At 71.5% G+C, this 13,140-nt stretch carries 12 protein-coding genes; 2 read left to right on the top strand and 10 right to left on the bottom strand.

What is annotated here, in order from left to right; all coding sequences use genetic code 11:
* Positions 1 to 267: 267 nt before the first annotated feature.
* Entirely contained in the window at positions 268 to 609 is a 342-nt protein-coding gene (locus ACRAQ3_RS00430) for a DUF2794 domain-containing protein (RefSeq protein WP_269395488.1), read from the top strand.
* Positions 610 to 612: 3 nt separating this feature from the next.
* Here ACRAQ3_RS00430 and ACRAQ3_RS00425 read toward each other — a convergent pair whose 3' ends face one another.
* From ACRAQ3_RS00425 to ACRAQ3_RS00415, 3 genes are all read right to left on the bottom strand, one after another.
* Positions 613 to 1,428 carry an NlpC/P60 family protein gene (locus ACRAQ3_RS00425; RefSeq protein WP_432255294.1) on the bottom strand — a complete coding sequence of 272 codons (816 nt, stop codon included), beginning with the start codon at positions 1,426 to 1,428 and terminating at the stop codon, positions 613 to 615.
* 5 nt (positions 1,429 to 1,433) lie between these two features.
* Positions 1,434 to 2,828 (bottom strand): leucyl aminopeptidase family protein, encoded by a 1,395-nt coding sequence (locus tag ACRAQ3_RS00420; RefSeq protein ID WP_432255293.1) that lies wholly within the window; start codon positions 2,826 to 2,828, stop codon positions 1,434 to 1,436.
* Between the two features lie 82 nt (positions 2,829 to 2,910).
* Entirely contained in the window at positions 2,911 to 3,303 is a 393-nt protein-coding gene (locus ACRAQ3_RS00415) for a hypothetical protein (protein ID WP_269395485.1), read from the bottom strand.
* 88 nt (positions 3,304 to 3,391) lie between these two features.
* On the opposite strand from ACRAQ3_RS00415, the gene ACRAQ3_RS00410 reads away from it, so the two are divergent.
* Positions 3,392 to 4,063: a carbonic anhydrase gene (locus ACRAQ3_RS00410; protein WP_432255292.1), complete on the top strand. Its 672-nt coding sequence runs from the start codon at positions 3,392 to 3,394 to the stop codon at positions 4,061 to 4,063.
* Here ACRAQ3_RS00410 and ACRAQ3_RS00405 read toward each other — a convergent pair.
* From ACRAQ3_RS00405 to ACRAQ3_RS00375, 7 genes are all read right to left on the bottom strand, one after another.
* A complete protein-coding gene (locus tag ACRAQ3_RS00405; protein WP_432255291.1) occupies positions 4,027 to 5,133 on the bottom strand; it encodes an AbrB family transcriptional regulator in 1,107 nt (368 codons plus the stop codon). The two genes, ACRAQ3_RS00410 and ACRAQ3_RS00405, sit on opposite strands and share 37 nt — an antisense overlap.
* 41 nt (positions 5,134 to 5,174) lie before the next feature.
* Complete coding sequence (locus ACRAQ3_RS00400; RefSeq protein ID WP_432255290.1) at positions 5,175 to 6,047, bottom strand: rhodanese-related sulfurtransferase; 873 nt, start codon at positions 6,045 to 6,047, stop codon at positions 5,175 to 5,177.
* A gap of 128 nt (positions 6,048 to 6,175) precedes the next feature.
* Positions 6,176 to 8,329: a selenide, water dikinase SelD gene (gene selD, locus ACRAQ3_RS00395; protein WP_432255289.1), complete on the bottom strand. Its 2,154-nt coding sequence runs from the start codon at positions 8,327 to 8,329 to the stop codon at positions 6,176 to 6,178.
* Between the two features lie 49 nt (positions 8,330 to 8,378).
* Complete coding sequence (locus ACRAQ3_RS00390) at positions 8,379 to 8,933, bottom strand: pyridoxamine 5'-phosphate oxidase family protein (protein ID WP_432255288.1); 555 nt, start codon at positions 8,931 to 8,933, stop codon at positions 8,379 to 8,381.
* On the bottom strand, positions 8,926 to 9,960 hold the full coding sequence (locus tag ACRAQ3_RS00385; protein ID WP_432255287.1) for a lipocalin-like domain-containing protein: 1,035 nt from the start codon (positions 9,958 to 9,960) through the stop codon (positions 8,926 to 8,928). The genes ACRAQ3_RS00390 and ACRAQ3_RS00385 overlap by 8 nt, the downstream gene beginning before the upstream one ends.
* Positions 9,950 to 12,331, bottom strand: coding sequence for an FtsX-like permease family protein (locus tag ACRAQ3_RS00380; protein ID WP_432255286.1), 2,382 nt, complete (start codon positions 12,329 to 12,331; stop codon positions 9,950 to 9,952). The genes ACRAQ3_RS00385 and ACRAQ3_RS00380 overlap by 11 nt, the downstream gene beginning before the upstream one ends.
* The gene (locus ACRAQ3_RS00375) at positions 12,328 to 12,984 is read right to left on the bottom strand and encodes an ABC transporter ATP-binding protein (RefSeq protein WP_432255285.1); all 657 of its coding nucleotides are present in this window, start codon (positions 12,982 to 12,984) and stop codon (positions 12,328 to 12,330) included. The genes ACRAQ3_RS00380 and ACRAQ3_RS00375 overlap by 4 nt, the downstream gene beginning before the upstream one ends.
* Positions 12,985 to 13,140 lie beyond the last annotated feature (156 nt).

Genomic DNA, 13,140 nt, shown 5'->3' with positions numbered 1-13,140 from the left:
GACGAGGACGGCCCGGAGGCAAGGTTCCCGCCCCCGGGCCGTGTCGGATCTGCAAACAGGCCCCGCCCCATCGCGGGTCAGGTGGGGGCTATTATCGCCACGAAGGGACGGTTGGCCTGCCGCTGAACCCTTTGTGCCGATGATCCGCGGCACGGGTGGGGTGCGCGGTGGCCAAGGGGAGGGTGATTTCGCGGCATTCGCATGGCGCACCCTCCCGTGACGGCGGCCGGGCTTGAAAAGAGGCCCCGCCCGCGTAACTCTGAGGGCATGACGCTTCAGCCCCCCACGCCGTTTCCCGGCCGCCTGCCAGAACAGGTCGCCTTTCACCGGACCGAGCTGGGGCCCATCCTCTCCGTATACGGGCGCATGGTCGCGGCGGGCGAATGGCGCGACTACGCGATCTCCTCCCTGCGCGAGATGGCGGTGTTCTCGGTGTTCCGCCGCACCGCCGAAACGCCGCTCTACCGCATCGAGAAGCGTCCGAAGCTGCGGCACCGGCAGGGACAGTTCTCGGTGCTTGGCCCCGAGGGGCAAGTGTTGCGCCGGGGCGACGAGCTGGCCCAGGTGCTCAAGGTCTTCGACGCGCGCCGCTTCCGGGTGATCGAATAGCCCTCAGAGCCTGCGGCGATGCGTCACCGGTCCGCCGCCCTGCGCCTCGATCCGAAGCGCGGCCTTGGTCGCACCCTCATAGGTCACGGCCATGGCATGGCCATTGGCATGGATGATCGTCTCGGCATCCACCATCAGCGCCACGTGCCCCTTCCAGAACCACAGGTCGCCGCGCTGCGGCGCCTCGCCTTCGGCGTCACGGCCCAGCGCCTGCTGCAGGTCGCTGTCACCGGGGCAGGCCACGCCGCAGGCCAGTAGCGCCGCCTGCACCAGCCCCGAGCAATCGATGCCCAGCCGCGAATTGCCGCCCCAGAGATAGGGTGTGCCGAAGAACATCTGCGCCACCGTCACCGGGTCGGAGAAGGGCCGATCGATTTCGCGCAGGTGCTTCTTGGGGATGAAGCCCTCCGGCGTCTCGAACAGCTCGCGCCGCTCGTGCAGCACGGTGACCCGGCTGCCGAAGCTCAGATGCGCGAGGTCGGGCGACTTGATGCTCTCCTCGGCATAGAGATGGGTGGCCGGTGTCGCGACGATATGGGTCGCCGCGCGGGGCGCGCCGAGGCTCGGCTCCTCGACATAGCCGCAATAGCCATCGCGCCCGGCGCGGATGAAGGCCCAGCCATCGCGCCGCTCGAAGATCTCGACGCCCTCGCCCAGCAGCAACTGGCGCTCGCGGGCGCCGCCGGGTGCGGCCAGCAGGTCGAGCACCGGACGTGTCACCCGCGCCCCCTCGGCCGGTACATAGCGCTCGGCCTCGATCTTGCCCGCCAGTTCCAGCGCCGCGACGCGGCCATTGGCCGGGATCAGTCGGCGATCCATGGCGCTCATTCCAGCCCGAGGAGATCGGGCATCGCCTCGAGCAGCGCCCGCGCGCCCATGCCGACGCCGCCCTTGGGCCGCGCCGGGGCCGGTTTGGGGTTCCAGCCGTAGATGTCGAAATGCGCGTAGCGCACCGGTTCGGCGAAGCGGCGCAGGAACAGCGCGGCGGTGATCGAGCCCGCCATGCCGCCCGAGGGCGCGTTGTCGAGATCGGCGATACCGGGCTCGATCATCGCCTCGTAGGGAGCGTGGAACGGCATCCGCCAGACCGGGTCGGCCGCCTTCGCCGCGCCGCGCGAGATCGCCGCCGCGTCGGCATCCGCATCGGTATAGAACGGCGCGAGATCGGGGCCGACCGCGACCCGCGCCGCGCCGGTGAGCGTCGCCATCGAGATCATCAGATCGGGACTCTCCTCTGCCCCCATGGCCAGCGCATCGGCCAGCACCAGCCGCCCCTCGGCATCGGTGTTGTTGATCTCGACGCTGAGGCCCTTGCGCGAGGCAAGGATATCGCCCGGGCGGAAGGCATCGGCCGAGACCGAATTCTCGACCGCCGGGATCAGCACGCGCAGCCGCAGCTTCAGCCCCAGCGCCATGATCATCTGCGCGAGGCCCAGCACGGTGGCGGCGCCGCCCATGTCCTTCTTCATCAGCCCCATGGAGCTGCCCGGCTTGAGATTGAGCCCACCGGTGTCGAAGCAGACCCCCTTGCCGACCAGCGTCAGCGTCGGGCCGCTCTCGCCCCAGCGCATGTCGATCAACCGGGGCGCGCGATCGGCGGCGGCGGCCCGGCCCACGGCGTGGATCAGCGGCAGGTTGCGCGCAAGAAGCTCCTCGCCGGTGGTCACCGCCATCCGCGCGCCAAAGCGCTCCGCCAGAGCGGCGGCGGCGGCCTGCAGCTCGGCCGGGCCCATATCCGAAGCGGGGGTGTTGATCAGGTCGCGGGTCAGCACCTCGCCCGCCGCGATGGCACGCAGCCGCTCCGCATCGACGCCCTTCGGCGCCACCAGCCGTGCCTTCGGCGCGGCCTGCTTGGCATAGCGGTCGAAGCGGTAGCTCTCCAGGAGCCATCCCAGGGCGGTCTCCCGGGCAAGATCGGGGTCGGTGGCGGCGTCGAGGGCATAGGTCCCCTCGGGCAATTTCGAGGCGGCGCCCGCCGCGACGAAGCGGCCCCGCGCCCGTGCCTTGTCGTCGCCCAGGCCCACCAGCGCGCCCCACAGCCCGCCCGCGGCGTCGGGCAGCGGCAGCACCGCGCCCGCCCCTGCGCCGAAGCCCTGCGCCACGGCCCAGCCGCGCGCGGTCTCGGGCAGATCGGCCAGTGCCGCGTCCAGTCCCTCGGGCGTCACGAGGCGTAGCGGCAGGGCGGACGAGTCGGGGGCGGCGAAATCGGGCATGGGCATGGGCCTGCTCCTTGGGCGGCTTTGGCGGCGGTGTCGGGGCGAGACTAGCCCGCCCTGCCGCAGCCGCAACCGGGATCGCGCCTCAGCCCGGGCGGCGCAGCGCCGCCAGCGCCCCGGCCCCGATGCGCCACAGCCGCGCCACCACCGCCCCGAGCGCCGCCGCGTCGCCGGAGGCGGCGCAATCCTCGACACTGGCCGCGACGCGGGCCATTTCGGACAGACCGAGCCGCAGCGCCAGCCGGTGCAGCCCCCGCGCCTCGATGCGCAGCCGACCGAAGGCGCAAGCGGCGAGCTGCGCCTCGATCCGGCTCAGCCGCACCGACAGGTCGAGCGCCGGCGATGGCCCGCGCCGCCGGCCCGATCCCGTCGTGCCCAGCCGTCGCGCCCGCATCAGCGCCTCGGGCGGTGGCTCCGGCAGCGGCAGGCGCGGCGCAAGCGCGCATGGCGCATCAAGGGATCGGTCGGCGTCTCTCATGCGTCGAGTCTGACGCCACCCAATGTGGAAAGCGTTGCCCGGACCGCGAGATATGTCTCGAATCCAAGCTCAATTCCGCCTATTTGCAATGGAACGACGCATGGAGACGCTGATGATCATCGCCAGACCCCTCCCCGATTACCTCACGAAGCGCTACCACGGCTGGAAGGCGACCGCCTATGCCGAGAACAGCGCCTGGTACCGCAAGCTCGCCGATGACGGCCAGCATCCGCGCGCCATGGTGATCTCGTGTTGCGACAGCCGGGTGCACGTCACCTCGATCTTCGGTGCCGATCCGGGCGAGTTCTTCATTCACCGCAACATCGCCAACCTCGTGCCGCCCTATGCCCCCGACGGCAATCAGCACGGCACCTCGGCGGCGATCGAATACGCGGTGACGGCGCTCAAGGTGCCGCATCTCATCGTGATCGGCCATTCCAGCTGCGGTGGCGTGCGCGGCTGCTTCGACATGTGCGAGGGCCACGCCCCGGCCCTGGAAGAGAAGTCGAGCTTCGTGGGCCGCTGGATGGACCTGCTGCGCCCCGGCTATGCGCGGCTGCCCGAGGGCACCGAGGCCGAGCGCGTCGCGGCGCTGGAAAAGCAGGCGGTGCTGGTCTCGCTCGAGAACCTGATGAGCTTTCCCTACGTGAAGGCGGCGGTCGAGCAGGGCAAGCTGACGCTGCACGGGCTCTGGACCGACATCGGCGCGGGCGGGCTCGAATGCTACGATTCCGATCGCGGCGATTTCGCCCCGGTCTGATCCCTCTCCAATCTGGGCCGCGTCAGCCGGAACATCGGCTGCGCGGCGAAGATCACCAGCATGATCCGCACCAGGTGCAGGACCGAGACATAGGCCACGTCCTGCCCCATCGCCAGCGCCAGCAGGCTCATCTCGGTGAGCCCGCCCGGCGAGTAGCCCAGAAAGCTGAGCGACAGCGGCAGCCCGGTGATCGCGCTCAGCCCCCAGGCGAAGATCACCGCGACACCGATCATCACCACCGATGACAGCGCCCCCAGCGACAGGTCGCGGCCGATCTGGCGGGCGCCGACCCCGATGAAGCGGCAGCCGATCACCGTGCCGATCACCAGCTGCGCCACCACGATCAGGAATCCCGGCGGAGCCACGGTGACGAGCCCGGCGAGATGCAGCGCCCCGCTCAGCAGCATCGGCCCGGTGATCTGCGGCGCCGGCAGCCGCAGTGACTTGCCCAGCGGCACCCCGGCCACGGCCGCGGCCCCCAGAAGCGCCCAGTCGAGCGGCGACAGCGCCGAGGCGGCGGTGCCACGCGCCACCTCGCCCGAGCTGACGTCGAGCGCGTAGCCGTAGAACAGCACCACGAAGAGGATGACGAGCAGCACCCGCGCGGCATGGGCCAGCGCGATCCGCTTCTCGTTGCCGCCCGCCGCGCCGCCGAGGATCAGCATGTCGTTGAGCCCGCCCGGCATCGCCGAAAAGAAGGCGGTGACCGGGTCGTAGCGCCCGATCCGGCGATAGACGGCATAAGAAGCCAGCGCCGTCAGCGCGAGGAACGGCAGCAGGAGCGCGAAGCTCGCGGCATAGCGCGAGGCGGCGGCGAACATCTCGGGCCGCATCGCCGAGCCGAGCATCACGCCGATCACCGGGATCACGAAGGGCCGCAGCCGATCCGGCCCCCGCACCGGCAGCGACAGAACCGCCGCCAGCGTGTTGCCGATCATCGGTCCCAGCATCCATGGCAGCGGCATGCCCGCGAGGCTCGCGAGCCAGCCCGACAGCGCACCGATGGTCAAGGCGAAGACGGCGCGGCGCCCCGGCACGAGGCCGCGCAGATACATGACGACAGCATCCATACCGCCTGCTTAACGTCGCGGCGGTTGGAGGTATAGGGGGATCAGCGGTGCAATTGCCGCTGCCGCTCGGCATAGCGGGCACGGTCGGCATCGCTTCGCTCGTCGATGCAGCCGGGGCAGGAGATGCCCTCCACATAGGCCGGGTCCCGCATCGCCCGCGGCGAGACCGGCATCCGGCAGGCGCGGCACAACACGTGGGAGCCGGGTGCCAGCCCGTGGCCCACCGCGACGCGCTCGTCGAAGACGAAGCATTCGCCGCGCCACAGGCTCTGCCCGGCGGGCACCTCTTCGAGGTATTTCAGGATGCCGCCCTTGAGGTGGAACACGTCCTCCACCCCCTGCGCCTTGAGAAACGAGGTCGATTTCTCGCAGCGGATGCCGCCGGTGCAGAACATGGCGATGCGCTTGCCCGCGAGCGCCTCGCGGTTGGCCTCCCACCAGTCGGGAAACTCGCGGAAGCTCGCGGTGCCGGGATCCACCGCGCCCTCGAAGCTGCCCACCGCGACCTCGTAGCCGTTGCGCGTGTCGATCACCGCGACATCGGGGGCGGAGATCAGGGCGTTCCACTCGGCGGGATCGACATGGGTGCCGACCTGCCCCAGCGGGTCGACGCCGGGCTGGCCCATGGTGACGATCTCCCGCTTGAGCCGAACCTTGAGACGGCGGAAGGGGGCGATCTCGGCGTCGCTCTCCTTCCATTCGAGCCCCGCGAATCCCGGCCAGCCACGCAGATGCGCGATCAGGTCGAGTATCGCGTCGCGGTCCGCGGCGGCGACGGTACCGTTGATCCCCTCGGCCGCGAGGATCAGCGTGCCGATGATCCCGCGCGCGGCGCAGAATTCGAGCAGCGCCTCGCGGCGCTCGGGCGCGTCCGAGAGGGGCGCGAAATGATAGAGGGCGGCGACGGTGAACATGGCGCGCGGGATTACGCCGGGGACGGCGCCTGCGCAAGCCGGGTCGCGCGCCATGGGCAACTTTGTTCTACAAATACGCAATCCGACGGCTCACCCATGCACCCCGCAGGGCAGGTCGCCGCACCGGTTCAGACCAGCCGCAGCCCCACACCTTCGGTCATCCGCCCGATCAGCGCCGCCGGGTATCCCGCCGCGCGCAGCTCGGCGAGCAGCCGCTCGGCCTGCGCCGCATCGACGGCGGCGAGCAGCCCCCCGGCGGTCTGCGGGTCGAACATCAGGTCGGCACGCGGCCCGCCCGCGCCGATGATGACCGCCCCCGCCCCGGCCATGTTGTCGGCGAAGAGCGTCGAGCGCGTGCCCGTTTCGGCCAGTTCCAGTGCCCCCTCCATCAGCGGCACATCGGCGACGCGCAGCTCGGCGCCGCAGCCGCTCGCCTCGCAGATCCCCGAGAGATGGCCGGCGAGGCCGAAGCCGGTCACGTCGGTCATCGCCTGCGCCCCTGCGAGGATCGCCGAGGCCCGACCCTGCGGCCGCAGCATCGCCTTCCATGCCCCGGCCACGACCCGCCCCGGAGCCGCCCGCGCCATCTCGGCGGCCATGATGGTGCCCGATCCCACTGGCTTGGTGAGGATCAGCGCCGCGCCGGGCCGCGCGCCCGCCAGCGTCACCGGCTCGTCCTCGCAGAGGCCGGTGACGGTAAAGCCCACGGTCAGCTCCGAGCCGAGCGAGCTGTGGCCGCCGAGGATATGCGCGCCGGCCGCATCCATCACCTCGCGCGCCGCGGCCATGATCTCGGCCATGGTGCGGCGCTGCATCTCGGCGCTCATGCGCGGCAGGATCAGGCTCACCGTCGCGGCCTGCGGCTTCGCGGCCATGGCCCAGACATCGCCCAGCGCGTGGATCGCCGCGATCCGGGTCATCCGGTCGGGATCCTCGACCATGGCGCGCAGGTGGTCGGTCGAGATCACCTGCTTGGCGCCGCCGGTGACGATCAGCCCGGCATCGTCGCCGGGCAGTGGCAGCACGTCCTCGCGGGCGCGCATGGGCAGACCGGCCAGCGCCTCGCGCAGCGCGCCGCGCCCGACCTTGGCACCGCAGCCGCCGCACATCGGCTTGTCCCCGAGCGCCTCGACCACCCCTTCGGCCAAGGGGTCGGGCAGCTTCGGCGCGGCCATCTCCGGCAACTCGGACAGCTTGTTCATGAACTTGCGGTCGATCCGGTCCTTCCAGCGCCAGAGCACCGGATGCGCCACGGCGCGCCCCCATTTCTCGGCCATCGCGGATTTGTCGCCCAGCGAGACCAGCTTGAGATAGTCCTTCTGCGGCCGGTAATCGCGCATCGTCCCGCCCGAGAGCGCGGCGCGCAGGTTGTGATGCAGGATCGGCGCCTGCCGCACCGCATAGACCCCGGCCTTGGGGCGCGGGGTCCGGACCATATGCGCGCAGTCGCCCACGGCGAAGACACCGGCCGCGCTGGTCTCCAGCGTCGGCGCGACTTGGATGAAGCCGTCATCGAGCGCCAGCCCGGTCCCGGCCAGCCAGCCCTGCGGCCGTGCCCCGGCGGCGCCGATGGTAAAGTCGGAGGCGATCTCGCGCCCATCCTCGAGCAGCACCCGGTCGGCTTCGATCCGCGCGACGCCGGCATTCTCGACCACCTCGATGCCGAGCCGCGCCATCCGGTCCAGCACGATGCGGCGGGCGCCGTCGGAGGTCTCCGAAAGCAACCGGTCCTTGTCGATCACCGTCACCTGCGCCTCGCGGTGCCGCAGTCCGAAGGCGGCCGCCATGGTCAGCTCGGCCCCGGCGACGCCGCCGCCGATCACCGCCACGCGGGCCGGGCCGTCGCCCGCCCGAAAGACGCCCCAGTCGCGAGCCAGCCGCCCCAGCGGCTTGGCCGGTACGCCGTGTTCGGCGAAGCCCGCGACCTGAGGCATCTGGCTGGTCACGCCGACATCGAAGGAGGCCGCGTCGAAACCGATGCGCCGCGCGCCGACGATCACCTCGCGCGCGGCGAGATCCAGCCCCTCGGCCCGGCCGAGGATCAGCCGCGCCCCCGCGAAGCGCGCCAGCCGCACCAGATCGATCTGCGGGGTGTCGGCGTCGTAATGCCCCGCCACATAGCCCGGCAGCATGCCGGAATAGGCGGTAAGCGGGCCGGGATCGATCAGTGTCAGGCGCACGCCCGGCAGCGGGTTCATGCCCCACCGCTTGAGCACCAGCGCATGGGCGTGGCCGCCGCCGATCAGAACGAGGTCGCGGGTCAGGGGGATGAGGGGCGTCATGCGCGGGGATCTATCGCCCCGCCCTTCTCCGCGCCAGAGCCGCTCGCGCTCACGGCACCAGCCAGCTGCCCTGCCAGCCCTCCTCGCGCTCGAAGCGGGCGCGGCGGTGGATCTCGCCGAGATGCAGCGCCTCGATCCGAAGCACCCGCGCGCGCAGCACCGCGAAGCGGGCCGGGCGCGGGTTCGGATGCCAAGCCTCGGCCGAGGCGATCGGTGTGCCGGGCGGCGGCACCGTGCCGTAGCGGGCGCGGGCCTCCTCGGGCACCTCTTCCCAAAGCGTCTTCTCCTCCTCATGCGGCAGCCGCACGACATGCGCCCGCATCCGCACCTGCAACGACGCTTCGGCGTCCCAGACATGCAGCGCCGCACGCGGCCCGTCGGTCAGCTGCAGCACCTTGGCGGCGTCGGCATCGGAATGCAGGTCGAGCGTCCAGTCGGCCGCGTCGAAGCCGCGCAGCACCATGGTGCGCGCCGAGGGCCAGCCCTGCGCGTCGCGCGTTGCCAGCACCGGCAGCCGCGCCGCCGCGTCTCGGTCCACGAGACCCGCCCTGATACGCGCGCGCACCAGATCGAGCAGCCCCGAAAGCGTCGTGATGTCACTCATAACCCGTCATCTCCAGATATCCCCTGCCCTCATGGCTCCCCGTTACCGTCACCGGCCCCTCCCAGTAAGGGGGCGACAGCGCGTTCCATGCCGCCGGGTTCAGCGCCGTCACCTCGACCGCGACCTCCCGTTGCGGCAACCGCACCGCCCAGCGCACCGGCACCTCCACCCCGTCGAGCGACGCCATCTCCAGCGGTTCGGCCTCGAAGTCACCCACATAGGGGGTGAGCGTCCCGTCCGGCGCGATCCAACTGGCGTAACTGTAGCCTGCCGCATCGTTTTCGCGAAGCTGGAAGCCCATCAGCTTGGCACCGCCCTCGAAGGAAAGCGAGAACCAGTCCCAGCCGGTCTGGCGCTCCGACAGCGGCTGCGAGGACCACTCATGGTCGAACCAGGCATGGCCGCCGACCTCGACCGGGCCGTCGGGCAGCCTCAGCATCCCCTCCACCGCGAAGAAGGGCTGCGAGTAGTAATAGGAGGCCTGCCCCTCGCCGGACTTCACCGAGTAGCCCGCCTCGCCATGCAGGACCAAGGGCCCGGTGGCGGACATCGACAGATCATAGCCGAAGTCCGGGCCGCTGGCCGCGAGGTCGAGATTGTCGAAATCCGGCCCCGCCATGCGCCAGTCGTCGATCCATGCCGCGAAGGGCGCGGCCTCGACCCCCGCCTGACCGATGCCGCCCCGCGCCAGCCGCTGGGTGAAGAGATGGCGCTCGGGCGTGGTGACGGCGGCATGGCCGAGCCAGATCTGCGGGCTGGCGAAACCCTCGGCCTCGCGCGGGGCCAGCGCCGAGCGGAACAGGGTCCATTGCAGCCCGTAGGGCGTGCCGTCGGGGCCGGTCAGGTTGGCGGTGACGTACCACCACTCGATCCGGTAGTCGGGATGGGCCCCGTGATCCTCGGGAAACGCCGGGGCGACGGAGGGATCCGGCAGGGCGAAGCCGCCCGCCTCGCCGCCGAGGCCCGCGAAGCCCTGCGCATGGGCCAGACCCGGCAGGCAGAGGAGAACGAGAACCCTAGCGTTCATTGGCGAAGACCCCTAGCAGGGCGGCGGGCGGCGTGCGGGCCAGCCGGATCGCGGGCCACAGCGCCGCAAGCCCGGCCGCGACCAGAGCGGACAGCCCGAGCCGCGCATAATCCCACGGAAACAGGAACATCGGCAGCCGCCAGCCGAAGGCCGCGACATTGACCACCGAGAGCAGCACCCAGGCCAGCGCCAGCCCGAGCGGCAGCGCCATCAGCGCGGTCAGCGCCGCCAGCAGCACCGCGCGGACCATCTCCAGCGCCGCCAGCCGCCGCCGCGTCAGCCCCAGCGCCCAGACCGGGGCAAGCTGCGGCAGGCGCAGCGCCGCCAGCGTCAGCAGCGACATCAGGATCGCGAAGCCCGCGACGGCGAGCGTCAGCACGTTGAGCGCCGCCGTTACGGCGAAGGTGCGCTCGAACACCTGCATCGAAAAGCGCTTCACCGCCGCCTGATCGGTGATCGCGCCCTCCGGCAGTCCCTCGGCCACCAGCGCGGCGCGGATCGCCGGCACCTCGTCCGGGTCGAGCCTGAGGCCGAAGCGGCGCGGCACCACCTCCGGGTGCAACTCGGCGAACAGGGCCTCGGTGACGATCACCTGCCCCACCGGGTTGCCGTAATCGCCATGGATGCCCAGCACCGGCAGCACCGTGTCCGGCCCGAGCCGGACCGGATCGCCCAAGCTCAATCCGGCACGGCGCGCGAGCTGCTCGTTGACCAGCACCCCCTCACCCGCGGCGAGCTGCTCCCAAGGGCGGTCCACCGCCTGCAGGAAGCGCCAGTTCTGCGGATAGGTCGGGTCCGGCCGCGCGAGGTTCAACTCCACCGGCAGACCCGCGACCTCGGTTTCGACCGAGGCCAGCGGCAGGACCGAGCGCACGCGCGGCGCGAGAAAGGCCTCAATCGCGCGGGCCTGATCATCATCGGCGGTCTCGATGTAGAGCTCCGGCGCGAGGCGCTGATCGAGAAAGCCGGTGAAGGTCTGACGGAACGAGCTGACCATGGTGGAGACGCCGATATTGGCGGCCATCGCCAGAAGCAGCGCCATCAGCGCCAGCGACAGCCCCGGAAGCTGCTGGCGCGTATCGGCCCAGAACCACTGGGCCAGCGGGCCGCGCGCCAGCCGCGCCGCGATGGCCAGAACCGCGCCCAGCACCACCGGCAGGGCCAGCGCCGCGCCGACGAGTCCCGCGCCCAGAAGGCCGAAGCCCGCCACTAGCCCTTCGCCCCAAAGCGCCAGCCCCACCGCCACGCCGATCAGCCCCAGCGCCGCGCCGCCCTGCCATCGGGCGGAGCGCGCATCGGCCATGGCCCAGGCCCGGCGCCCGCCCGCCGCCAGAAGCGGCATTCGCGCCAGCCGCCACAGCGCCGCCCCGGCGGCGAAGCCGGTGCCCAGAACCGCGATGCCGAGCCCCGAGAGCCACCAGACCGGGCGCAGCCGCAGCCCGCCCGCCACCTCGGCCCCGTAAAGCCCGCGCAGCGTCGCTGCCACATCGGACAGAAGCTGTGCCGCCAGTAGCCAGCCCAGCCCCACCCCAAGCGTGCCCGCGATCAGCGCGAAGCCCAGAAGCTCGGCCATCATCAGCGCCACGAGGCGGCGCAGCGGCACGCCCAGCGCCCGCATCGTGCGCAGCACCGGGCGACGCTGCTCGAAGGCGAGCCCGACCGCGCCATGCACGATGAAGATGCCGACCGCGAAGCACAGAAGGCCGAAGGCGGTGAGGTTGAGGTGGAAGCTGTCGGTGAGCCGGCCCACCTCGGAGCCCGCCTGTGGCGGGCGCAACGCCAGATCGGGGGCGATCTCCTCGAGCGCGGGACGACCCAGAGGCTGCCGGGGCGCAACGATCAGCGCGTCGAAGCCGGCCCGGTCCAATAGCCGCAGCGCGACCGAGATGTCGGTGACCACGGTGCCCGGCGCGGTGTCGGGCGCGACCACCTTCTCGGCGTCGATCCCGGGCAGCGCCTCCAGCACCTCGGCCCGGCCGAAGACCTGCCCGGCGCCGGTGAGAAAAGCGGCGATGTCGGCGTCCTCGGCTGCCGGTCCGATGCCGCCGGGCGCGGTCAGCGGCTCGATCCCCACCAGCTTGGCGCCGCCGAGCCGTCCCTGCACCACCGGGCTCACCTGCCAGCCGGCGCGGCGCAGCGCCACGTAATCCGCCAGAGCGATCTCGCCCCCCGCCGCCGCCTCGACCCGCGCGTAGCGCCCCTCGCCCAGCGTCGCGGCGGCGGCATCGTAGCTCGCGCGGGCCTCGGCATTGATCGCCTGCACCCCGGACCACAGCCCGGTCGCCAGTGCCAGACCGGCGATCAGGGTGAAGAGTTGCAGCGGCGCGCGGCGCCAATGCGACAGGAGCGCCAGCAGGACCGTCCGGGTCACGCGATCCGCCCCGCATGCAGGTGCAGCCGCCGCCCCATGCGGGCGGCGTGATGCTCGGAATGTGTGACCATCAGCAGCGCCGCGCCGGTTTCGGAGACGAGCTCCAGCATCGCGCCCAGCACCGCCTCGGCGGTGGTTTCGTCGAGATTGCCGGTGGGTTCGTCCGCCAGCACGAGGCGCGGCCGCGCGGCAAGGGCGCGGGCGATCGCGGTGCGCTGCTGCTGGCCGCCCGAAAGCTGTTCGGGGTATTTCGACAGCTGCGGCGCGAGGCCGAGCCGCTCGGCCAGCATCATCGCCCGCCTTGCATCATGCCGTCCGGCAAGCCGCGCCTGGAAGGCGATGTTGTCGCCGACGCTGAGCGACGGGATCAGGTTGAACTGCTGGAACACCACGCCCACGGTGCCGCGCCTGAGCGCCGCGCGCCCCGAATCGTCGAGCGCCTCGACCCGGGCGCCGTCGAGCGCGATGCAGCCCGAATCGGGCCGGTCGAGCCCGCCCACGAGATGCAGCAGGGTCGACTTGCCGGAGCCGCTTTCGCCGGTCAGGGCGAGGCTCTCGCCCGCTTCGAGGTCGAGATCGACGCCCCGCAGCACCGGCACCGGCCCCTCGGCTCCGGTGAAACTCTTGTGCAGGTCCCGTAATCGCAACAGCATGGGGCGAAGCTAAGCCGATCCGCGGTGCCGGAAACAGCGGCATCGCACCGCGATGCATCGGAAACAAAAAACTTCGCCTGCTGGAACCACTTGATCTGCTCCGGCGTTGACATGTTTGCTGGTGTGAAACACGAGCTTTCGACGTGTTCACCGACG

This window comes from Limimaricola sp. AA108-03, assembly GCF_050847355.1.
Lineage (GTDB): Bacteria > Pseudomonadota > Alphaproteobacteria > Rhodobacterales > Rhodobacteraceae > Limimaricola.
Note: the sequence above shows the minus strand (reverse complement) of the source record. Positions and strands in the feature narration are given on the sequence as shown.

What these genes read in the sequence shown, in the direction of transcription:
- ACRAQ3_RS00410 (WP_432255292.1), top strand. Translation starts at nt 3,392, where the DNA reads ATGGAACGACGCATGGAGACGCTGATGATCATCGCCAGACCCCTCCCC.
- ACRAQ3_RS00420 (WP_432255293.1), bottom strand. Translation starts at nt 2,828, where the DNA reads ATGCCCATGCCCGATTTCGCCGCCCCCGACTCGTCCGCCCTGCCGCTA.
- ACRAQ3_RS00375 (WP_432255285.1), bottom strand. Translation starts at nt 12,984, where the DNA reads ATGCTGTTGCGATTACGGGACCTGCACAAGAGTTTCACCGGAGCCGAG.
- ACRAQ3_RS00390 (WP_432255288.1), bottom strand. Translation starts at nt 8,933, where the DNA reads ATGAGTGACATCACGACGCTTTCGGGGCTGCTCGATCTGGTGCGCGCG.
- ACRAQ3_RS00405 (WP_432255291.1), bottom strand. Translation starts at nt 5,133, where the DNA reads ATGGATGCTGTCGTCATGTATCTGCGCGGCCTCGTGCCGGGGCGCCGC.
- ACRAQ3_RS00385 (WP_432255287.1), bottom strand. Translation starts at nt 9,960, where the DNA reads ATGAACGCTAGGGTTCTCGTTCTCCTCTGCCTGCCGGGTCTGGCCCAT.
- ACRAQ3_RS00430 (WP_269395488.1), top strand. Translation starts at nt 268, where the DNA reads ATGACGCTTCAGCCCCCCACGCCGTTTCCCGGCCGCCTGCCAGAACAG.
- ACRAQ3_RS00415 (WP_269395485.1), bottom strand. Translation starts at nt 3,303, where the DNA reads ATGAGAGACGCCGACCGATCCCTTGATGCGCCATGCGCGCTTGCGCCG.
- ACRAQ3_RS00400 (WP_432255290.1), bottom strand. Translation starts at nt 6,047, where the DNA reads ATGTTCACCGTCGCCGCCCTCTATCATTTCGCGCCCCTCTCGGACGCG.
- selD (WP_432255289.1), bottom strand. Translation starts at nt 8,329, where the DNA reads ATGACGCCCCTCATCCCCCTGACCCGCGACCTCGTTCTGATCGGCGGC.
- ACRAQ3_RS00425 (WP_432255294.1), bottom strand. Translation starts at nt 1,428, where the DNA reads ATGGATCGCCGACTGATCCCGGCCAATGGCCGCGTCGCGGCGCTGGAA.